At 69.2% G+C, this 19,480-nt stretch carries 21 protein-coding genes; 5 read left to right on the top strand and 16 right to left on the bottom strand.

What is annotated here, in order from left to right; genetic code table 11:
- The first annotated feature begins 287 nt into the window (after positions 1 to 287).
- Positions 288 to 674, top strand: a complete 387-nt coding sequence (locus FEK34_RS25785) for a hypothetical protein (RefSeq protein WP_138451924.1) — start codon at positions 288 to 290, stop codon at positions 672 to 674.
- 533 nt (positions 675 to 1,207) lie between these two features.
- On the opposite strand, the gene FEK34_RS25780 is transcribed toward FEK34_RS25785, so the two are convergent.
- The 13 genes from FEK34_RS25780 to clpS form a co-directional block, all read right to left on the bottom strand.
- Complete coding sequence (locus tag FEK34_RS25780) at positions 1,208 to 1,645, bottom strand: SRPBCC domain-containing protein (protein WP_138451922.1); 438 nt, start codon at positions 1,643 to 1,645, stop codon at positions 1,208 to 1,210.
- A 70-nt stretch (positions 1,646 to 1,715) separates the two neighbouring features.
- Positions 1,716 to 2,105, bottom strand: coding sequence for a DUF3817 domain-containing protein (locus FEK34_RS25775; protein WP_374760492.1), 390 nt, complete (start codon positions 2,103 to 2,105; stop codon positions 1,716 to 1,718).
- Positions 2,102 to 2,602 carry a transcriptional regulator gene (locus FEK34_RS25770; RefSeq protein ID WP_212748828.1) on the bottom strand — a complete coding sequence of 167 codons (501 nt, stop codon included), beginning with the start codon at positions 2,600 to 2,602 and terminating at the stop codon, positions 2,102 to 2,104. The genes FEK34_RS25775 and FEK34_RS25770 overlap by 4 nt, the downstream gene beginning before the upstream one ends.
- Positions 2,603 to 2,941: 339 nt before the next feature.
- Complete coding sequence (gene rdgB, locus FEK34_RS25765) at positions 2,942 to 3,547, bottom strand: RdgB/HAM1 family non-canonical purine NTP pyrophosphatase (RefSeq protein WP_171048405.1); 606 nt, start codon at positions 3,545 to 3,547, stop codon at positions 2,942 to 2,944.
- A complete protein-coding gene (gene rph, locus FEK34_RS25760; RefSeq protein WP_048832943.1) occupies positions 3,547 to 4,317 on the bottom strand; it encodes a ribonuclease PH in 771 nt (256 codons plus the stop codon). Before rph ends, rdgB begins: the two co-directional genes overlap by 1 nt.
- Positions 4,318 to 4,647: 330 nt before the next feature.
- Positions 4,648 to 5,412, bottom strand: a complete 765-nt coding sequence (locus tag FEK34_RS25755; protein WP_138451918.1) for a cyclic nucleotide-degrading phosphodiesterase — start codon at positions 5,410 to 5,412, stop codon at positions 4,648 to 4,650.
- Between the two features lie 288 nt (positions 5,413 to 5,700).
- On the bottom strand, positions 5,701 to 6,387 hold the full coding sequence (locus FEK34_RS25750) for a rhomboid family intramembrane serine protease (protein ID WP_432760992.1): 687 nt from the start codon (positions 6,385 to 6,387) through the stop codon (positions 5,701 to 5,703).
- 159 nt (positions 6,388 to 6,546) lie between these two features.
- Positions 6,547 to 7,509, bottom strand: a complete 963-nt coding sequence (locus tag FEK34_RS25745; RefSeq protein ID WP_138451916.1) for a PLP-dependent cysteine synthase family protein — start codon at positions 7,507 to 7,509, stop codon at positions 6,547 to 6,549.
- 6 nt (positions 7,510 to 7,515) lie between these two features.
- Positions 7,516 to 7,788 (bottom strand): MoaD/ThiS family protein, encoded by a 273-nt coding sequence (locus FEK34_RS25740; protein WP_138451914.1) that lies wholly within the window; start codon positions 7,786 to 7,788, stop codon positions 7,516 to 7,518.
- A 39-nt stretch (positions 7,789 to 7,827) separates the two neighbouring features.
- The gene (locus FEK34_RS25735; RefSeq protein WP_138451912.1) at positions 7,828 to 8,250 is read right to left on the bottom strand and encodes a Mov34/MPN/PAD-1 family protein; all 423 of its coding nucleotides are present in this window, start codon (positions 8,248 to 8,250) and stop codon (positions 7,828 to 7,830) included.
- A 205-nt stretch (positions 8,251 to 8,455) separates the two neighbouring features.
- Positions 8,456 to 9,517: a P1 family peptidase gene (locus FEK34_RS25730; protein WP_138451910.1), complete on the bottom strand. Its 1,062-nt coding sequence runs from the start codon at positions 9,515 to 9,517 to the stop codon at positions 8,456 to 8,458.
- A 440-nt stretch (positions 9,518 to 9,957) separates the two neighbouring features.
- Positions 9,958 to 10,605 carry a DUF2017 domain-containing protein gene (locus FEK34_RS25725; RefSeq protein ID WP_432760989.1) on the bottom strand — a complete coding sequence of 216 codons (648 nt, stop codon included), beginning with the start codon at positions 10,603 to 10,605 and terminating at the stop codon, positions 9,958 to 9,960.
- Positions 10,550 to 10,921 (bottom strand): ATP-dependent Clp protease adapter ClpS, encoded by a 372-nt coding sequence (gene clpS / locus FEK34_RS25720; RefSeq protein ID WP_036533908.1) that lies wholly within the window; start codon positions 10,919 to 10,921, stop codon positions 10,550 to 10,552. Before clpS ends, FEK34_RS25725 begins: the two co-directional genes overlap by 56 nt.
- A 179-nt stretch (positions 10,922 to 11,100) precedes the next feature.
- On the opposite strand from clpS, the gene FEK34_RS25715 reads away from it, so the two are divergent.
- From FEK34_RS25715 to FEK34_RS25705, 3 genes are all read left to right on the top strand, one after another.
- Positions 11,101 to 12,411, top strand: coding sequence for a nicotinate phosphoribosyltransferase (locus FEK34_RS25715; RefSeq protein WP_138451906.1), 1,311 nt, complete (start codon positions 11,101 to 11,103; stop codon positions 12,409 to 12,411).
- 109 nt (positions 12,412 to 12,520) lie between these two features.
- A complete protein-coding gene (locus tag FEK34_RS25710) occupies positions 12,521 to 13,093 on the top strand; it encodes an isochorismatase family protein (RefSeq protein WP_138451904.1) in 573 nt (190 codons plus the stop codon).
- A 67-nt stretch (positions 13,094 to 13,160) separates the two neighbouring features.
- Positions 13,161 to 15,209, top strand: coding sequence for an ATP-dependent DNA helicase (locus FEK34_RS25705; protein WP_138451903.1), 2,049 nt, complete (start codon positions 13,161 to 13,163; stop codon positions 15,207 to 15,209).
- Positions 15,210 to 15,266: 57 nt separating this feature from the next.
- On the opposite strand, the gene FEK34_RS25700 is transcribed toward FEK34_RS25705, so the two are convergent.
- The gene (locus FEK34_RS25700) at positions 15,267 to 16,046 is read right to left on the bottom strand and encodes an NAD(P)H-dependent oxidoreductase (RefSeq protein WP_138451901.1); all 780 of its coding nucleotides are present in this window, start codon (positions 16,044 to 16,046) and stop codon (positions 15,267 to 15,269) included.
- A 138-nt stretch (positions 16,047 to 16,184) separates the two neighbouring features.
- Between FEK34_RS25700 and FEK34_RS25695 the strand changes: the two genes are divergently transcribed.
- Positions 16,185 to 17,069 (top strand): helix-turn-helix transcriptional regulator, encoded by an 885-nt coding sequence (locus FEK34_RS25695; protein WP_249359613.1) that lies wholly within the window; start codon positions 16,185 to 16,187, stop codon positions 17,067 to 17,069.
- Between the two features lie 27 nt (positions 17,070 to 17,096).
- Here FEK34_RS25695 and FEK34_RS25690 read toward each other — a convergent pair whose 3' ends face one another.
- Positions 17,097 to 17,495 (bottom strand): RidA family protein, encoded by a 399-nt coding sequence (locus FEK34_RS25690; RefSeq protein WP_249359611.1) that lies wholly within the window; start codon positions 17,493 to 17,495, stop codon positions 17,097 to 17,099.
- Positions 17,496 to 17,566: 71 nt separating this feature from the next.
- Positions 17,567 to 19,252 (bottom strand): protein kinase domain-containing protein, encoded by a 1,686-nt coding sequence (locus FEK34_RS25685; protein WP_432760991.1) that lies wholly within the window; start codon positions 19,250 to 19,252, stop codon positions 17,567 to 17,569.
- Positions 19,253 to 19,480: the final 228 nt, after the last annotated feature.

Below are 19,480 nucleotides of genomic sequence, written 5' to 3'. Positions count from 1 at the left end.
CACCCGTCCCCTTTCAGCTCATGATCGGCAAAACCATCCGCCACCGCGGACCTACGAGAAACCGGCTCAGGCGCATCCATTTCCCAATCGTGACCCACCCGCAACCCCCACCCACCCCCCACAAACACCCCTGTGCACAACCCCGGGTTGTGCACAAGTTCCTCGCACAACCTCTAGCGACCTCGCATAGGCTCCAAGCCGTCGAAAACGCCACAAAGTATGCGGGAGCTGCGCGATGAGTTCGTGGGGCGCGGCGAGGCGACTTCGACAAGCACAATCAGCGGCGGATGGTCGAGCATCGGGGGCGGACGCCGGTGGAGACGCTGGCGCGGTTCCGGGCGGTCATCCTGAACACCGTCGGACCGTCGCGGCATCATGCGGCCTGGCTCGGGGAGGTGGTCGTGCACGGGCCGGACATTCGGCGTCCGCTCGGCCTGGCCCGGACCCCGTCGCTCGAGGCGGTCAGCGAGGTCGCTCGCTTCTACACCAGCCGCGACTTCGCGGTGCCGAGCCGCAGCGCGTTCGAGGGCCTGCGACTGGAGGCGACCGATGGGCCGTTCAGGGCCGGGACCGGGCCCGTGGTCAGCGGCACAACACTCGCGCTCACCATGGCCATCGCCGGACGGCCCGTCTACTGCGAACCTCACCGGCCCCGGCGTGGCCACGTTGCGTGAACGGGTCTCTGCCTGATCGACCTGACGGGTATCCCTGGGCCGCGCCTGCGCAGAGGCACCAGATGCTCCGGGCACACCTGGCGCGTTCGTCGAGCACGGCGACGGGCGGTTCATCTGTGGGGTCGCGGGTACGACACGCCACCACCAGGACACCATGGCCACTCCGGCCGACGCAGGGTCGCGGGTACGACACGCCACCACCAGAACGCCATAGCCACTCCGGCCGACGCAGGGTCGCGGGTACGACACGCCACCACCAGGACACCATGGCCACTCCGGCCGACGCAGGGTCGCGGGTACGACACGCCACCACCAGGACACCACAAGCGCTCCGGCCGACGTTGGATCGCGGGTACGACACGAACTCACGCGCATAGTCGAAATCGGGGCCGAACGGATTCGACAGCTCCGAATGCTGATGCCGCCATCAGGACGCCATGGACGCCGACGCAGCTCCGGTCGAGCTGTGCCTGCGGGCCGAGACGAGGACAGTTGATCCCTCGGCCGCTCGTTGCCCGGCAGTCGGCGCCCGGCTATCGGGAGGCCGGTGCTGCCTCGGCGGCTGCCTTGATTCCGCGTAGGTGGGTCTCCCACATGCTGCGCGAGTGGGCCGCTTCCTGCTCGTCGGCGTTGTTGTCCTGGGTGAGGGTCAGGTGGGTGGTGTTGTCGCCGGTCAGTTCGTAGGTGAGGGTGTGGTAGTTCGCCGGGGTGTCGGGTTGGCCGGACAGCGGGCTGTAGTGGGTCAGTTTCAGCAGTCGGCCGGGGTCGGCGGCCAGGATCTCGCCCTTGTCGGTATAGGCGCGGTTCTGGTACTCGCCCTGCCAGACGATGGGGCTGCCCACCTTCCAGTCGGTGCGCACCTCGGCGCCGAACATGAAATCGCGGATCTGTTCCGGGTCGGTCAGGGTCGCCCACACCTGCTGCGGCGAGGCATCGATGTCGATCTCGACCGTGGCGGTGAATCCGGTCATCGCGCTCAACTCCTCTCGCTCGATACCTCGACCGTAGGCCGCGAGAGGCGATGGATCTTGCAGAAAGGCGTCAGACGCCGAAATCGCGCTTGACCTGCTGGGCGTTGCGGTGCTCGACGAAGAACGACAGCAGCGGGATGGTGCCGGCGAGCAGGGTGCCGACGGTGCGACCGGCGGGCCAGCGCACCTTGACCGCGAGGTCGGCGGTGAAGATCAGGTAGATGAAGTACACCCACCCGTGCACGACGGCGATCCAGCGCGGGGTGTCGACGCCGAAGCCGTACTGGGCGATCATCTCGGCGGTGAGCAGCAGCAGCCACAGACCGGTGGTCCAGGCCAGCACGCGGTAACGCAGCAGGGCGTTCTTGATCTTGCCGGTGTTCGCGGGGGCCTTGGCAGGGGTGGCGGGGGTGGCGCCGTCGGTCAGCGTGGTGTCGGTGGAGTTGTCGCTGGCGCTCAACCGGCGCTCCTCTCGGTGTCGCTGGTGTCGAGGCCCGCGGCGCGGACCCGTTCACCGATATCGTCGGCGTGCAATTGCGCCAGGTATTTGTTGTATTCGGCCAGCGCGGGATCGCTGCCCCGCTCGGGCCCGGCTTTCGGCCGATCGCCCCGGGCCGTCGGCCGCTCCGGCAGAATGCCCGCCGGGATCTCCCGCGGCGCGGCCTTTTTCGCCTTCTCCGGTTTCGGTGCGGCTTCAGCGGGCGCGGCCTGCTCCTCTTCGGCTTCGCTCTCCAACCGGACGAACCGGAAATACGCGAACACCGCGAACGCCGCGAACAGCGGCCATTGCAGCGCATACCCCAGGTTCTGGCCGGTCCCGCTGGACGACTCGAACCGCTCCCACTGCCACCAGCCGAGCGCCAGACACGCCACCGCGGCCACAACCACCAGCGCGATCAGCGCAGGCCGATTATGCCGGGGGCGATGCTGCGCCGAACGGCCGGAAGGAGCGGACACGCCTACCACGGTACCCGTCTACTACAGCGGCCGTAGGAGCAGGTGGGCGCTCTCACGCGCCCGATCCACCACCCGCACACGCCAGCGGCTCCCCGGGCGGGAGCCTTCAGCCAACGAGGGCGGGAGTACAGGGAGCGGCCGCAGCAACGCACCACCCCGAGCATCCAGCCGACCAACGCGTTGAGCGCGGGCAGCAGCGTGGTCAACGCACCGCCCGAGCATTCAACCGACCAAAGCAGTGGAACGCAGGCACCAACCTCGTCAACACACCACCCCAGCGTTCAACCGACCAAAGCAGTGAAGCAGGCACCACGCTCGTCAACGCACGGCCCCGAGCGTTCAGCCGGCCAGAGCAGTGAGCGCGGGCAGCAGCTGCTTCAATGCGCGGCCGCGGTGGGAGACGGCGTCCTTCTCGGCGGGCGTCAGCTGGGCGGCGGTGGTCGCTCCGCCTTCGGGGATGAACAGCGGGTCGTAGCCGAAGCCGCCGTCGCCGACCGGCTCGCGGCCGATAGAACCGGGCCATTCGCCGCGCACCACGATCTCCTCGCCGCCGGGGACCACGAGCGCGCAGGTGGAGACGAAGCGAGCGCCGCGGCGCTCGTCGGGGACGTCGCCGAGCTGAGCGAGCAGCAACGCGTTGTTGGCGGCGTCGTCGCCGTGGCGGCCGGACCAGCGGGCCGAGAGCACGCCGGGCATGCCGTTGAGGGCGTCGACCTCTAGGCCGGAATCGTCGGCGACGCACGGTAGGCCGGTGGCAGCGGCGCCGTCGCGGGCCTTGGCGAGGGCGTTCTCCTCGAAGGTCGCGCCGGTTTCCGGTGCTTCGTCGTAAGCGGGGACGTCATCGAGGCCGACGATCTCCAGCCCCGCCACCCCGGCCTCATCGAGAATGCGGCGCAACTCGTTCAGCTTCTTGGCATTGCGGCTGGCGACGAGGACCCGGCCCATCACTTCTTCTTCGGTTCGGCCGGCTCGGGCAGCACACCCGGGTACGGCAGTGCGAGGGCTTCCTTCTGGATGGCGAACAGCTGCTCGCAGCCGGCGAGCGCGGAATCGAGCAGCTTGTCCAGGGTGGAGCGCGGGAAGGTGGCGCCCTCACCGGTGCCCTGCACCTCGACGAGCGTGCCGGTGTCGGTGGCGACCACGTTCATGTCCACCTCGGCGCGCGAATCCTCCTCATACGGCAGATCCAAGCGCACCCGGCCGTCGACCACGCCGACGCTCACCGCGGCGATAGCGCAGGAGATCGGCTGCGGGTCGGCCAGCTTGCCCGCGGCCGCCAGATAGGTGACGGCGTCGGAGAGCGCGACATACGCACCGGTGATCGCGGCGGTGCGGGTACCGCCGTCGGCTTGCAGCACATCACAGTCGATGGCGATGGTGTTCTCGCCGATGGCGGCCAGGTCGATGCAGGCGCGCAGCGAACGCCCGATCAGGCGGCTGATCTCCTGGGTGCGGCCGCCGATCTTGCCCTTCACCGACTCCCGGCCGCTGCGGGTGTGGGTGGCAGCGGGCAGCATGGCGTATTCGGCGGTGAGCCAGCCCAGTCCGGTATCGCGCCGCCACGCCGGCACGCCCTCGGTGACGCTCGCGGTGCACATCACCCGCGTCTGACCGAACTCCACCAGCACCGAACCGGCTGGATGCGTGGTGAATCCACGGGTGATCCGTACCTCGCGGAGCTCATCGTCCGCCCTGCCATCGGCTCGTCTCGACACGGGGTCAGCGTAATGGGGTCGGGTACTTCCGAGTCGGCGGGGGCGTGAGCGCGTCTCACTGAGTGGTCACGGAGAGCCGGCCCGGGCGAGGTCCGGTAGTCGACCAGACCGTAGCGCTACGGCCTGCGAACCGCAGATGACCGGATGACGACAACCCGTGCATACAGATCCAAGCCGACGTCCCCGTCGGCCGCGCCGAACACCATCAGGCCGTGATGGCCCGCCGACCTCGCCGAATCACGAGGCCGGGGCAGTCGATGGGCGGAGTCGGCGATACCGGACCAGGGCTGATCCCCATCGCCCTGCCCGGCTGCCGGGCGCGGACTGAACTCAGAGGTCGAAGGTCTCCCCCGGCGCGACCGCGTGCACGGGTCCGGTGAACTCGGCCTTGGCTTCGGCGATCACGTCTTCGCGCGAAGTCCACGGCGGAATGTGGGTGAGCAGCAGCTCCTTGACGCCCGCCTCGGCCGCGATCCGGCCCGCCTCGGTGCCCGAAAGGTGAATGCCCGGAGGGCGATTGGCGGGATCATGGGTCCAGGAGGCTTCCGCCATCAGGATGTCGGCGCCCTGGGCGAGTTCCTGCACCTGGTCGCACATGGCGGTGTCGCCGGTGTAGACGAAGGTGCGCCCGGCGGCGGTGACGATGCGCAGGCCGTAGGACTCCGGCGGGTGGAACATCCGGCGCGCGGTGACGGTGTGCCCGGGGCCGAACTCGACCGCCTCACCTTCGCTCCACGGACGCATATCGATCACGTCGGACCAGTCGTCGCATTCGCCGCCGACCTCGGCCGAGGCGTTGCCGATGCGCAGCGAGGTGTCCGACGGGCCGCGCACGATGGCCTTACCGACCGGCGGCGTCGGGTGGTAGCGCCGCCAGACCAGCAGACCCGGCAGGTCGAGGCAGTGATCGGCGTGCAAGTGGGTGAGGAAGACCGACACGTCGCCCGGGTTGGCGTAGCGCTGCAACGCACCGAGCACTCCTGGACCGAAATCGATGACGACCGGCTGCATATCCGGGCCGGTGAGCAGGTACCCCGACGCTGGGGAGTCCGGGCCGGACACACTGCCCGAGCACCCGAGGACGGTAAGGCGCATCCCACCATGCTGCCACGACGAATTCTCGCTCAAGAGCCGATCCCCCAAAAAGCCGGGCCGCAACCGCTGGGACCGGAAACTCGCGAAGAAACCGGTCTGCGCCGCACGACGGTGTGGACGTTCATCACCAGAGAGTACCCAGCGAGCGCACGGTCCACCCCATCCAGCCGAAAGGGTGCGGGCGCCAAGGGGTTCCAGGGGCGTGGAGTGCTCAGAACAGCGCTGTCGGCCGACGGCCGGGCACCCCGCGATACCGCCGCCTCGAGCGCTACGCGCGGACTCCCGTTCTCACCGCAACCCCAACGAAGCACCCGCACCTGGCGGCACCACACGCTGACGCTTGCGCTCATCGCCCGACAGCATCCAGGCCGCGAGCACACCGCCGACCGCGCCGAACAGGTGTCCCTGCCAGGAGATGCCCGGCTGCCCGGGCAGCACACCCCACAGCAGCGAGCCGTAGACGGCGAGCACGACCAATCCGACGACGATCTGGCCGACGTGCCTGCCGAACCAGCCGCGCAGGATGATGAACGTCAGCCAGCCGAAGACCAGCGCCGACGCGCCCAGATGCACCGTGCCCGATCCGCCGGTGAGCCAGGTGCCGACGCCCGCGACCACCCAGATGATCGCCGTCGCCGCGAGCCCGCGGCCGATACCGGACACCAGGGCGAGGAACCCGAGCACCAGGACGGGCAGGGTGTTGCCGATGAGATGCGCCCAGCCGCCGTGCAGGACCGGGGCGTACAGGATTCCGGTGAGTCCGTCGAGCTGACGTGGCTCGATCCCGGCCTGGTCCAGATCGACGCTGGAGACGGCATCGAAACCTTCGATCACGTAGAGCGAGGCGGTGAAACCGAGGACGATCACGGCGGCCTGCGCCCACACCGCCCCGAACCGGCCCGGCTTACGCGGTGGCGTCCGCGGCTGCGGCGGTGCGGTACCAGGCACGGGTGGACGTGACTGCTGAGCACGCAGCGCCGCGATCCGCTCGGGATCGAACGAGGCCCCGATTCCGGTTCCACCGGTCACCGCGATCACCTCCTCGCACGACGCCCGATCCAGGACCTGGCGCCGGCAATGCCATAGCCGGCGGCACTCACACCGCCGAACGCATCTTCGAGGGTACCGGCGACCTCAGGCCCAGAGCTGGCCGTCGAGACGTTCCTCGGCCTCTTCCAGCGTGCCGTCGTAGGCGCCGGTGGACAGGTACTTCCAGCCACCATCGGCCACAACGAACGCGATATCGGCCCTGGTACCGGCCTTGACAGCCTTTCGAGCGACACCGAGCGCGGCATGCAGGATCGCGCCCGTGGATATCCCGGCGAAAATGCCTTCTTCGAGGACCAGTTCCCTGGTGCGGCGCACCGCGTCGTACGGGCCGACGGAGAAACGGGTGGTGAGCACCGACTCGTCGTAGAGCTCCGGGATGAAGCCCTCGTCGATATTGCGCAGCCCGTACACCAGCTCGCCGTAGCGCGGTTCGGCCGCCACGATCTCGATGCCCGGCACCTTCTCCCGCAGGAAACGGCCGGTACCCATCAGCGTGCCGGTGGTGCCGAGGCCGGCCACGAAATGGGTGATCTCGGGCAGGTCGGCCAGGATTTCCGGGCCCGTGGTCTCGTAATGGGCGAGCGCGTTGGCCGGGTTGCCGTACTGGTAGAGCATCACCCAGTCGGGATTGTCCGCGGCGATCTGCTTGGCCATGGCGACGGCCTGGTTGGAGCCGCCCGCCGCCGGTGAATCGATGATCTGCGCGCCGAACATGGTGAGCAGCTGACGTCGCTCCACCGAGGTGTTCTCCGGCATCACACACACCAGCTGGTAGCCCTTGAGCTTGGCCGCCATGGCGAGTGAGATCCCGGTATTGCCGCTGGTCGGCTCCAGGATGGTGCAGCCGGGCGTCAGCAGGCCGTCGGCCTCGGCCTGTTCGATCATGCGCAGGGCCGGGCGATCCTTGATCGACCCGGTGGGGTTGCGATCCTCGAGCTTGGCCCACAGCCGCACCGGATGCTCGCCCTCCCACTGCGGGGACAGGTTGCGCAAACCGACCAGCGGCGTGTTGCCGAGGGTCGCGATCAGCGATTCGTACCGCGCCACGAGGAACTAGCCTCCGGCGACGGCGGGCAGGATGGTGACGCTCGCGCCCTCGGGCACCTCGGCGTCGAGCCCACCGGCGAACCGCACGTCCTCGTCGTCGACGTAGATGTTGACGTACCGGTTGAGCTTGCCGTCCTTGAGCAGCCGCTCCTTGAGCCCGGAGAAGTTGGCGTCCAAGTTCTCGATCAGCGCCGCCAGCGTCGACCCTTCGGCCTCGACCCGCTTCTCACCTCCGGTCAACGGGCGCATGATGGTCGGGATGGACACGGTTACCGGCATCGGGGAACTCCTCGGGTTACTAACGAATATCGTTGGCGGTCAGTTGTTTTCGTAGCTGTCGACGATCTTCACCGGCTCCTCGGTGACCTCGCCGTCCACGATCCGGTAGCTGCGCAGCTCGTGCTGCTCGGGATCGCGAGTGGAAATCAGCACGTAGTGGGCGTCCGGTTCGGAGGCGTAGGAGATGTCGGTGCGACTCGGGTAGGCCTCGGTGGCGGTATGCGAGTGATAGATCACCACCGGCACCTCGTCGGCGTCGTCCATGGCGCGCCACACCTTCAGCTGCTCGACGGAATCGAAGCGGTAGAAGGTGGGCGAACGCTCGGCGTTGATCATGGCCACGAAACGTTCCGGGCGATCGGAGCCCTCCGGCCCGGCAATGATGCCGCACGCCTCGTCCGGGTGGTCGGCGCGCGCATGCGCCACCATCTCGTCGACGAGGTCGGCCCTGATCACGAGCACAATCGAACCCTTCCGCCTATCCGCACAGCCGTCACCGACCTGACACAGCCGTCAACGAGTGAGGATATTCGGGTATTCCGGGCGGGCCGCATCTGGCTCCTGACGCGGCGGTGACCAGCGGGGATTCGCGCGGGTTCGCGAGGCCGCCGGCATCGGTGACGGCAGGCGCGTGCCGGCGTCGGCGCGGGAGCCGACGGCGCCCGGATCAGCCCGGGAACAACTCGCGGTACGACGGGATACCGGCCACGGCGCGGGCGGAGAGAATCGCGTCGACGATCGCGCGTTCGACGCACACCGCGGCGCCGGTGCACAGCTGGTCCAGCACCAGCAGGTCCGTGGGGAACGCCGGCGGCAGCGGCGGGGCATCCGGTGCGGTGGCGGTGCCGGTGGCGAGGACGAAGATGGTGTCGCCGTCGAGCGGGGAATGAGCGGGGCGGATCGCGCGGGCGAGGCCATCGTGGGCGGTGGTGGCGAGGCGGCGGGCGGCGAGGGTATCCAGCGGTGCGTCGGTGGCGACGACGCCGATGGTGGTGTTGAGGATCGTGCCCTTCACCGGGAGGGCGTTGGCGATGGCGAGTTGTTCCGGGGTCGCCGGGGTGAGGCCGAAGCGGTCCGGGCCGTCGGTACCCGCACCCCAGAGCAGGCCGGTGCGCGGATCGAAGACCGAGCCGACGGGGTTGGCGACCATCAAGGCGGCGACCGTCATCCCGGCTGCGGGGCCGTCACCGAGCACGATGCTCGCACTGCCGATCCCGCCCTTGATCGCGCCCGCCCGCGCCCCGACCCCGGCACCGACGGTGCCGCGTTCGAAGTCGACGCCGGCCGCCGCCGCGGCCCGGTAGCCGAAGTCGGCCGTGGGCCGAATGTTCCAGTCCCCCACCGGAAGATCGAAGATCACCGCACCGGGCACGATCGGCACCACCCGGCTCGGATCGGCCGGATCCATCGGAATCCCGGCGCCGTTCTCCTCCAGCCACCGCATCACCCCGTCGGCGGCCGCAAGCCCGTACGCGCTGCCGCCGGTCAGCAACACCGCATCGGCCCGGCGCACCGTGTTCAGCGGATCGAGCACGTCGGTCTCCCTGGTGCCCGGCCCGCCACCGCGCACATCGACCGCCGCGACGGCCCCGCCGGGCACCCGAACCACGGTGCACCCGGTCGCGGCCCCGGCACCGACGGTCGCATCGTCATCGAGTACGTGGTGATGGCCCACCAGCACACCCGGCACGTCGGTCAACGAATTACGCGCGCCCGCCACCGCATTCACGAGAACTCCTTGTCGCCGGTCTCAGCGCCGACGCTACCGTCGACGACAGACACGCGCCGACAGCCTGGTCCTGCTGTGCGCAGGCGGCCGCGGCAAACAAGCGCTGGCGGCCTGGTCCCCATGCTGCGCAGGCGGCGGTGACATACGCGCGCTGGCAACATGGTCCCTGCTGTGCGCGGCGGCCGCGGCAAGTGCAGGCTGGCAGGTTGGCCAGTACTGCGCGCGGGTGGCCGGGGCAGCGAGCTGACAGGTTTGCCCCCTGCTGTGCGCGGTCGGCCGCGGCAAGAGCGCGCCGACAGCCGGGCCACTACTGCGTGCAGGCAGCCGTCCCGCGAGTGTCGTGAATGGGCTTCTCGACGCACGCCTACGACTCCCGGCCGCAGCTGACTCTTGATCAGCGGGTTCGGGGTTCGAGACCGACCGGGCGAATGTGAGCTGACTCAGGGCGCGAGCGCCTGGAGCAGCGAATCCTGCATCCAGGTCAACCAGTGGTACACGTCCAGATGCGGGGCGCGGGGATCGTCGGGGTCGAATTGTTCGGGCGTGTCGGCGTCGATGCCGAGGACGGCGCCGAGGGCGAGGCGGACGTCGGTGAGGGCGGTGAGCCAGGCGTCGGCCTGTTCGGGGGTGATGATGATGCGGCCGCCGCCGTCGGGGCAGGTGTCGAGGACGACGGCTCCCGCGGCCAGTTTGGCGTCGATGATCTCGGGTTCGTGCAGGCTGCGCAGGGCGCTGTTGAGGTCGGCGCGGTCAGCGTCGGGGGAACCCGGTTCGCTGCGGTGGAAATCGGGCAGCAGGCGCAGCAGGCGAGGGTCGTCGGGTGGGGTGGCGTTACCGGTGCGCAGACCGGTGAGCGCGGCGAGATCGTCGTCGGGGGCCGAGGAGGCTCGCTCGGTGAGCAGTCCGGAGACCGCACCGACCAGCGACCGCAGCACGCCGGCTTCCCGGGCGTCCATTTCGGATCGCAGTTTGAGACCGCTCAGCGAATTCTTCCGGCTCCACTTACGCACGTCGCTACGGTAGCCGTCCGAGTCAGTCGTCTCGCTGCATGGTCGCCCACAGTCCCGCGGCGTGTAGCCGACGCACATCCTGTTCCATTTTGTCCCGCGAGCCGGACGATACGACCGCCTTGCCCTCGTTGTGCACCTTGAGCATCAACTCGGTCGCCTTGGCTTTGCTGTAGCCGAACAGCTTCTGGAAGATGTAGGTCACGTAGTGCATCAGGTTGACCGGGTCGTCCCAGACGACCGTGACCCACGGCCGATCTTCCGCCTCCAGGATCTCGGTGTATTCCACCGCTTCGGGCGTCGCCTGTGCCGACAGCGTCGCGTTCGCGGCGACCGCGACGGCGCCGACACGGGCCGCGTCCGTCCGATAGCGGGGTGCTGTATTGCACAGGGCCATACCGTCAAGGGTACGACGAGCACCCGGATACACAACACCCGAGCATGATCGATTCCGCCGGTTCGGCCGTAATATCGGGCGTGCCTGCCTTATCATGCGGCCGCGGTTCACCCAGGTCGGCGGCGTATTCGCGACGTCGCGACCGGCTGCGATCCTGTACCCCGCATTACAGTGACAGCGTGGATCGCCGCGATGAGGTCACCAGCACCGCGCTGCTGACCGATCAGTACGAACTGACCATGCTCGCCGCCGCGCTGGCCGATGGTTCCGCGCACCGGCAGTGCACCTTCGAGGTGTTCGCCCGGCGGTTGCCACACGGACGTCGCTACGGCGTCGTCGCGGGTACCGGACGGCTGCTCGAGGCACTCGGCGAGTTCCGCTTCGGTGAACACGAGCTCGAGATCGTCTCCCGATTCCTGGACAAGAACACCGTCGACTGGTTGCGCGATTTCCGCTTCACCGGCGATATCGACGGCTACGCCGAAGGCGACCTGTATTTCCCCGGCTCACCCATCCTGTCGGTGCGCGGCAGCTTCGCCGAATGCGTGCTGCTGGAAACGCTGGCCCTGTCGATCCTCAACCACGACAGTGCTGTCGCCTCGGCGGCCGCGCGCATGGTCAGCGCGGCGGCGCAGCGGCGGATGATCGAAATGGGGTCGCGGCGCACCCACGAATTGGCCGCACCCGCCAGCGCCCGCGCCGCCTACCTGGCCGGATTCGACGCCACCTCGAACCTGGAGGCGGTGCGCCGTTTCGGCGTCCCCGGCGCGGGCACCAGCGCGCATGCGTTCACCCTGCTGCACAGCGGCGCCGACGGCGCGCACGAAGCGGCCGCCTTCCGCAGCCAGATCGAGGCGCTCGGCGTCGGCACCACGCTGCTGGTCGACACCTTCGACATCACCAAGGGCGTGGCCACCGCCATCGAGATCGCCGGACCGGAACTGGGCGGTGTGCGCATCGACTCCGGTGATCTGGGCGTGCTGGCCAGGCAGGTGCGCGATCAACTCGACGCGCTCGGCGCCACCAAGACCCGCATCGTCGTCTCCGGCGACTTGGACGAGTACGCGATCGCCGCGCTACGCGCCGAGCCGGTCGACGTCTACGGCGTCGGTACCTCGCTGGTCACCGGTTCCGGCGCACCGACGGCCGGGATGGTCTACAAACTGGTCGAGGTGGACGGCGTGCCGGTGGCCAAACGCAGCAGTCACAAGGAGTCGCGCGGCGGCACCAAGCGGGCGGTCCGGCTGGCCCGGCACACCGGAACCATCGTCGAGGAGATCATCTACCCGGCCGCCGGCGAACGACCCTCGGCGAACGGATTCGAGATGCGCGATCTGCTGGTGCCGCTGGTCCGCAAAGGCCAAGCGCTCGACCAGCCGTCCCTCGCCGAAAGCCGCGACTTCGTCGCTCGAGGGCTGGTCTCACTGCCGTGGGAAGGCCTCAAACTCTCCGCCGGCGACCCCGCCATCCCGACCACATTCCTCCCCTGAGCCACCCCTGCCGAGAGCTACATGAGCGAGGGACCTTCTCGCGAAACGCCTCGGCCATGTAGCGCTCGACGCCGGTGCGGGTGTTGGTAGGCGGGGGCAGAATTGGGGTATGGGTCGAGCTTTGGTGATCGTGGATGTGCAGAAGGATTTCTGCGAGGGTGGTTCGCTGGCCGTCGCGGGCGGGGGGCGGGTGGCCGAGCGGATCAGCGCGCACGCGCGGGCGCACGCCGACGAGTACGCGGCAGTGGTGGCGACCCGCGATTTCCACATCGATCCCGGCGCGCATTTCTCCGACACGCCCGATTTCGTGGACAGCTGGCCGCCGCACTGCCGGGTCGGCACGCCAGGAGCGGACTTCCATCCGAACTTCGACACCACGCCGGTGCAGGAGGTGTTCTCCAAGGGCGCCTATGCCGCCGCCTACTCCGGGTTCGAGGGCGCCGCCGATGACGGCACGGCGCTGGCCGACTGGCTGAAGGCGCGCGATATCGACGCCGTCGACGTCGTCGGGATCGCCACCGACCACTGCGTCCGCGCCACCGCGCTCGATGCGGCGGCCGCCGGCTTCGATACCCGGGTGCTGCTCGGGCTCACCGCCGCGGTCGCGCCGGAGACCACGGAGAAGGCGCTGGGGCAGCTGCGCGAAGCCGGGGTGGAGCTCGAGGGCTCGATCGGCGGGTAATCGCCAACCCATGACCGCCCGCGCCGACCGGGCACGGCTTGTCGGTGCGGCGCAGTAGGCTGCCGGGGTGCCCGAACTTCCGCCCGTCCCGGCCCTGTTGTCCGCTGCCGTCTCCGCGCTCGGCGGCAAGGAACGGCCCGGTCAGGTGGCGATGGCCGCCGCGGTCGATCACGCCATCGACACCAAGGAACACCTGGCGGTACAGGCGGGCACCGGTACCGGGAAATCGCTGGCCTACCTGGTGCCGAGCCTGCGGCACGCGGTGCGCACCGGGCGCACAGTGGTGGTGTCCACGGCGACGATCGCGTTGCAACGTCAGCTGGTCGATCGCGATCTGCCCCGCCTTTCCGAGGCGCTCGCCAAACCGCTCGGCCGCACGCCGCAGTTCGCGATCCTCAAGGGCCGCAACAACTATCTGTGCCTGAACAAGATCAACAGCGCGATCCCGGAAGAGCCCGCCGAGGCCGAACTGTTCGACGCGTTCGCGGTATCGCGGCTGGGCCGTGAGGTGCAGCGGCTCAACGAATGGGCCTCCGATACCGAGACCGGCGACCGCGACGATCTCGCCCCCGGCGTCTCCGATCGGGCGTGGCGGCAGGTCAGCGTGTCCTCGCGGGAGTGCCTCGGCAAGTCGCGCTGCCCGTTCGGGCAGGATTGCTTCGCCGAGAGGGCCAGGGCCGAATCCGCGCAGGCCGACATCGTCGTCACCAACCACGCCCTGCTGGCCATCGACGCCATCAGCGGCATCCAGGTGCTGCCCGAACACGACGTGGTGGTGGTCGACGAGGCGCACGAACTGGTCGACCGCGTCACCGGCGTCGCGACCGCCGAACTGTCGGCAGTTGCGATCACCGCCGCGGCCCGTCGCTGCGCCAAACTCATCGATGAACAAGAGGTGGACCGGCTCGAGGCGGCGGGCGAAGCACTGCACGCCGCCCTCGACGATCTGCCCGCGAGCCGCTGGGACGCCATCCCCGACGGGATCGCCCCGGTGCTCGCGCTGGTCCGCGACGCCGCCTGGAACGCGCACACCGCGCTGGCCCCGCAGGGCAGCAGCACCCCGCAGGGCGATGCCGATACCGCCGCCGCCCGCACCCGCGCCGTCGCCGCCGTCGAAGAGGTGCACGACGCCGCGGTACGCGCGCTCACCGCCTTCGACGAACCCGATCCGGCGGCCCGCCGCGATGTGGTGTGGCTGGCCGCCGACGAACTGCGCGGCGTCACCCGGCGCACCTTGCGGATGGCGCCGCTGTCGGTGGGCGGGCTGCTGCGCAGCCGGCTGTTCGGCGCGTCCACGGTGGTGCTGACCTCGGCGACGTTGCAGATCGGCGGTTCGTTCGACGGTCTCGCCATCACCTGGGGCCTGCCCGCCCAGTCCTCGGGCCGCACCGATACCGCCACCGCCAACGGCGCCGAAGCCCCCTCCGACAGCGAGACGGTGCGCTGGACCTCCCTCGATGTCGGTTCCCCGTTCGACCATGCGAAATCCGGGATCCTCTACGTCGCCAAACATCTGCCCGCGCCCGGCCGCGACGGCCTGTCCCCCGCCTACCTCGACGAGATCGAACGGCTGATCACCGCCGCCGGCGGACGCACGCTCGGACTGTTCTCCTCCATGCGCGCCGCCAAAGCCGCCACCGAAGCGCTGCGCGGGCGCTTGGATACCCCCGTGCTGTGCCAGGGCGAGGATTCCACCGGTGCGCTGGTGCGCAAGTTCGCCGACGACCCGGAGACCTCCCTGTTCGGCACGCTGTCGCTGTGGCAGGGCGTCGACGTACCCGGCCCGTCGCTGAGTCTGGTGATCCTGGACCGGATTCCGTTCCCCCGCCCCGACGATCCGCTGCTCACCGCGCGGCAGCGGGCGGTCGAATCGCGCGGCGGCAACGGCTTCATGTCCGTCGCCGCCAGCCACGCGGCGCTGCTGCTCGCCCAAGGCACGGGCCGCTTGCTGCGCAGCGTCGACGACCGCGGCGTCGTCGCGATTCTCGACCCCCGCCTGGCCACCGCCCGCTACGGCGGCTACCTGCGAGCATCGCTGCCGCCGTACTGGGAGACCAGCGACCCCGAGGTCGTGACCAAGGCCCTGCAACGACTCACCGCCGCCACCAAAGTCTGAAGGGTCGGCGTCCGGAACCGGCCGCCCATGTGCGCGATCGGCGCGCACCCCACCGGATCAGGCCCGCACGTGCAGGCCGAACCCCGTGCGGCCCGCCGGTTCCAGGCCCGGCTTCAGTTGCAGCGACGGCAGTTCGTAGTCGCCGAAGTTCTGGCGACGGAAGGGGATCGGCTCGGTCGATTCCAGGGTGAGCAGGCGCTGCTCCCATGCCTTGGCGATATCGGGATAGTCCTCGCCGCGCAATCGGTCGGCGCCGTACACCACGAACGGTGGCAGTGGCTCGATGCCCGGGTAGAAGAGGATGCCGTGGTGGATCGGGAACAGCAGGTCGTCGATGGGACCGTTGATTCCGCGTGGGCCGTAATGGGATTCGAGGCCGCCGATGGTCACCGACAGCAGCGCCCTGCGGCCGGCCAGGGTGCCTTCGCCGTAGCGTTCGCCGTATTTGGTGTCGCTGTGTTCGCCGACGCCGTAGGCGAAGCGATAGGTGAACACCCGGTCGACCCAGCCCTTCAGGATCGCGGGCATCGAATACCACCACAGCGGGAACTGGAAGATGATCGTGTCGGCCCACAGCAGTTTGTCCTGCTCGGCGCGCACATCGGGGGTGAGCAGGCCGGACTCGAAGGCCCGGCCGGAGTCCGCGGCCACCCGCAGCGGAGATGACGCGGCGGGACCGTAGTCGGCGGCGTCCACCGCGGCCTTCCAGTTCATCGCGTACAGGTCGCTCACCCGCACCTCGTGCCCGGCCGACTCCAGCGTCGCGACCGCGAGGTCCTTCAGCGCGCTGTTGAGCGAGTCCGGTTCGGGGTGGGCGTGGACGATCAGCGTTTTCATGGGAACTCCTTCGGATCGGATGGGTTCGATCCTGAGCACCCAGGAGCTGCGCATTCAGGGGCGGCGCGTCCGCCGGACGGGACTTCCTGGTATCGGCAGGACCACCTTTGCCGACGCGACCGCGGCCATACTGGGGCCATGGATGATCTCGCCGGCTTCCTGCGGACCCGGCGCTCCCGGGTCGACCCGGCCGACGTCGGCATCCCCGCCGACCGCCGTCGCAGAGTCCAAGGGCTGCGCCGCGAAGAGGTCGCGCATCTGTCCGGAGTCAGCGTCGACTACTACGTCCGCCTCGAGCAGGGCCGCGCCACCCAGCCCTCCGAGCAGATCCTCGACGCCCTCGCCCGTGTCCTCGGCCTGGACGACACCGAACGCGAACACCTCTACCGCCTCGCCCGCCAACGCCGCCGTCGCGCGAAAGTGCCGACGGCCCGAGTGCGACCGGAGCTGTTGCGCGTGCTCGACCTGGTCGCCGACGCGCCCGCGCTGATCATGGATCACCGCCTGGACGTGCTCGCGGGCAACCGTCTCGCCGAACTCCTCTACGGACGCCCGCTGTCCGGTCTGAACACTGCCCGGCACATCTTCCTCGAAGAGGATCAGCGCGGCCTCTACGCCGACTGGGAGACCTGCACCCTCGACGCCGTCGGCCATCTGCGCCTGGCCGCGGGCAAGTACCCCGACGACCCGCGCCTGGCCGCACTCATCGGCGAACTGGCGATGGGCAGCGAACGCTTCCGCAAGCTCTGGGCCCGCGCCGACGTGCGCGCCCGCACCCACGGCCGCAAGGCCTACCGCCACCCGCTGGTCGGGCTGCTCGAACTGCACCAGGAGAACTTCGCGCTCCCCGACGAATCGGGCATGGAACTGCTGGTGCTGTCCGCCGAACCGAACAGCCCGACCGAAGACGGGCTGCGGCTGCTCGCGGGATTGGGCGCAACCGATGTTCCCGCCGCACCCGGTGAGGTCAACGCCGCACGCGACGACGTCGAGAGTCACATCACCGAGGCGTCCTCCGAGTAGGGTCCTCGCTGATGTGACTCTCGGCGACTAGTCCCGCACCGCTACCGCGTCCACCTCGAACAGCATGCCCGGCAGCGCGAGCGCCGCGACGCCGGTCAGCGTCTGGGTGGGCGGCTGCTTGCCCCAGATCTCGGCGATCTTCTCGCCGAGCACCGCCAGTTTGGCCAGGTCGTGGTCGACGATGTGGGTGCGCAGTTGGGCGACGTCGGCGTAATCCAGGCCCACCGAGCGCAACGCGATGCCGAGGTTGTCGAACGCACGGTCGACTTGTGCGCCGAAATCCTCGCTGGTGGTGTGGCCGTCGGCGTCGGAATCGTATTGCCCTGCGATGAACACCAGTTCGCCGCGTACTCGCGCGACATGGCTGTAGCCGAATCCGGTCGGGTCGTGCAGGCCGTCGGGGTTGCTGATCTCGATGCTCACCATCGTCTCCTTCGTCGTTGTCGGGTCGACGTGGAGATGACGACGCAGCGCAGGCGAGTGTGACATCCGCCGGTTCAGCCCAGCGGCAGCGACTTCCACCAGTCCATGAATTCCTCCGGAGTCTTGAATTTCCCGGTGGTGTACAGCAGATACTGGGCGCGGTCGGCGATCGGGAAGCCGCTCACCATGGAGTGTTCCTTGGGGTCTTTGCCCGCGAGGTGGTAGTTCTCGAAGATCACCGAGCCGTTGACGTCGCTGGTGATGTCCATGGGTGTCAGCGCGTCGAGTACCTGCTGAACGCCTTGTCCGTCTTCGTATTTCATCAGGTAGTAATCGGTGCGCCCGTCGTAGCAGTGCCAGGCGCCGGTCCATTCGCCGAAATCGGGTCCGTCGACGGTCTGCCCCTTCCACAGTTCGCGTCCCCGCGCCGGGTCGTGCGACATGCAGGTGTGGCCGTTGAACCCGATGCCGAGATCGTTGTCCGGCACCATGTCCGGGAATTCTTCGCTGATCGCCTGAATCCCGGTGGGCCCTGCTTCTTCGGAATTGTTCGACACGATCACGGCCGCCAACGCGGCGACGACAGCGACGACCGCCGCCACCGACAACCCGATCAGCCACCCCTTGCGCGAACGCACCGCCCCCGCATCGACCAGCCGTCGCGGCGACGCCGCACCCGTCGCAGCCGAGGCCGGCCCCTGCGACAGCGGCCGCGACCCGGCCGCATCGACAGGACCGTCCATCGGCCGCGACCTCGCACCGGCGGACCTCACCTGTGCCGGTGAATGCGGTAGCGATTGCGCAGGTGGTCGTGCCACGATCGGCTGCCCGTGCCCGGTCGCCATCGGCGCCTGCATCGCCCCCGCTCGCACGTGCGGCCCAGACGCCCACTGATCGTGTCCCGACGAACGCATATGCGCCCCCGACGGATACGGCTGCGCCCCCGACGGATACGCCCCGCCCGTCCGCAGCTGCGGCGACGACGGATGCATCCCACCCGATAACGCCGCCCGCACCGCATCCGCGAATTCCGCACAGCTGCCGAATCTTTCCCCCGGCCGCTTCGCCAATGCCCGCGCCATCACCGCGTCGAGCCCCGCGGGCAGACCATGCCGGACGCTACTCAAGGCCGGCGGCTGATGCTGGAGATGCCCCTGGATGACGGCCACCGGATGCGGTGAGGAGAACGGCGCGGTGCCCGTCAGCATCCAGTACAGGCTGCATGCCAACGAATACTGATCGGTGCGGTGATCCAGCGGCGCCCCGGTGAGCTGTTCGGGCGAGGCGTAGGCGATGGTGGCGGTGAAGGAACCGGTCTGGGTGAGGTGGCCGCCGTCGTCGCGCAGTCGGGCGATGCCGAAGTCGGTGAGGTAGACCCGTTCCGGCCCGGTGTGCGCGTTGGACAGCAGGATATTGGCCGGTTTCACATCGCGGTGCAGCACGCCCATGCTGTGCGCGAAATCCAGCGCCTGCGCGGTATCGGCGATGATCTGCACCGCCCGCAGCACCGGCAGCGTGTTCGGATCCAGCGACGCCGCGTCGACACCGTCGATGTACTGCATGGAAATCCACAGCTGGCCGTCCTCGGCGCCGCGGTCGTAGACGGTGACGATGTTCGGATGGTCGAGCTGGGCGGCCAGATCGGCCTCACGTTCGAACCGCGCTCTGGTCTCCTTGTCGTCGAACAGGTCCGGATTCAGCAGTTTGAGCGCGGTGCGCCGGGGCAGTCGCGGATGTTTGGCGAGGTAGACCGAGCCCATCCCGCCGCGGCCGAGTCGGCGTTCGATCTGATATCCGGCGAAGACCGAACCCGGTTGCACCTACGGCCCTCCTAGTCCGATCTGTCGAGCACGCCGATCCTATCGGTCAGCGCCCGCCTCGGCCCGCCCGCCTGCCAGGGGCGTCCGTCGCCGCACCGGTCCATGCACATATCGCCCCTGGACGACACCGCGCCATGGGCGCGCCCGCGACCCGAGGCCGACCAGCGC

This window comes from Nocardia cyriacigeorgica, assembly GCF_005863245.1.
In the GTDB taxonomy this organism is placed as follows: Bacteria; Actinomycetota; Actinomycetes; order Mycobacteriales; family Mycobacteriaceae; genus Nocardia; species Nocardia cyriacigeorgica_C.
The sequence above is the reverse complement of the archived record's forward strand: the minus strand, read 5'-3'. Positions and strand labels throughout refer to the sequence as shown.

What these genes read in the sequence shown, in the direction of transcription:
- FEK34_RS25785 (WP_138451924.1), top strand. Translation starts at nt 288, where the DNA reads ATGGTCGAGCATCGGGGGCGGACGCCGGTGGAGACGCTGGCGCGGTTC.
- FEK34_RS25780 (WP_138451922.1), bottom strand. Translation starts at nt 1,645, where the DNA reads ATGACCGGATTCACCGCCACGGTCGAGATCGACATCGATGCCTCGCCG.
- rdgB (WP_171048405.1), bottom strand. Translation starts at nt 3,547, where the DNA reads ATGGGCCGGGTCCTCGTCGCCAGCCGCAATGCCAAGAAGCTGAACGAG.
- FEK34_RS25755 (WP_138451918.1), bottom strand. Translation starts at nt 5,412, where the DNA reads ATGCGCCTTACCGTCCTCGGGTGCTCGGGCAGTGTGTCCGGCCCGGAC.
- FEK34_RS25740 (WP_138451914.1), bottom strand. Translation starts at nt 7,788, where the DNA reads ATGCCGGTAACCGTGTCCATCCCGACCATCATGCGCCCGTTGACCGGA.
- FEK34_RS25725 (WP_432760989.1), bottom strand. Translation starts at nt 10,605, where the DNA reads ATGTGCGTCGGCTACACGCCGCGGGACTGTGGGCGACCATGCAGCGAG.
- clpS (WP_036533908.1), bottom strand. Translation starts at nt 10,921, where the DNA reads ATGGCCCTGTGCAATACAGCACCCCGCTATCGGACGGACGCGGCCCGT.
- FEK34_RS25710 (WP_138451904.1), top strand. Translation starts at nt 12,521, where the DNA reads ATGGGTCGAGCTTTGGTGATCGTGGATGTGCAGAAGGATTTCTGCGAG.
- FEK34_RS25700 (WP_138451901.1), bottom strand. Translation starts at nt 16,046, where the DNA reads ATGAAAACGCTGATCGTCCACGCCCACCCCGAACCGGACTCGCTCAAC.
- FEK34_RS25695 (WP_249359613.1), top strand. Translation starts at nt 16,185, where the DNA reads ATGGATGATCTCGCCGGCTTCCTGCGGACCCGGCGCTCCCGGGTCGAC.
- FEK34_RS25690 (WP_249359611.1), bottom strand. Translation starts at nt 17,495, where the DNA reads ATGGTGAGCATCGAGATCAGCAACCCCGACGGCCTGCACGACCCGACC.
- FEK34_RS25685 (WP_432760991.1), bottom strand. Translation starts at nt 19,252, where the DNA reads ATGGGCTCGGTCTACCTCGCCAAACATCCGCGACTGCCCCGGCGCACC.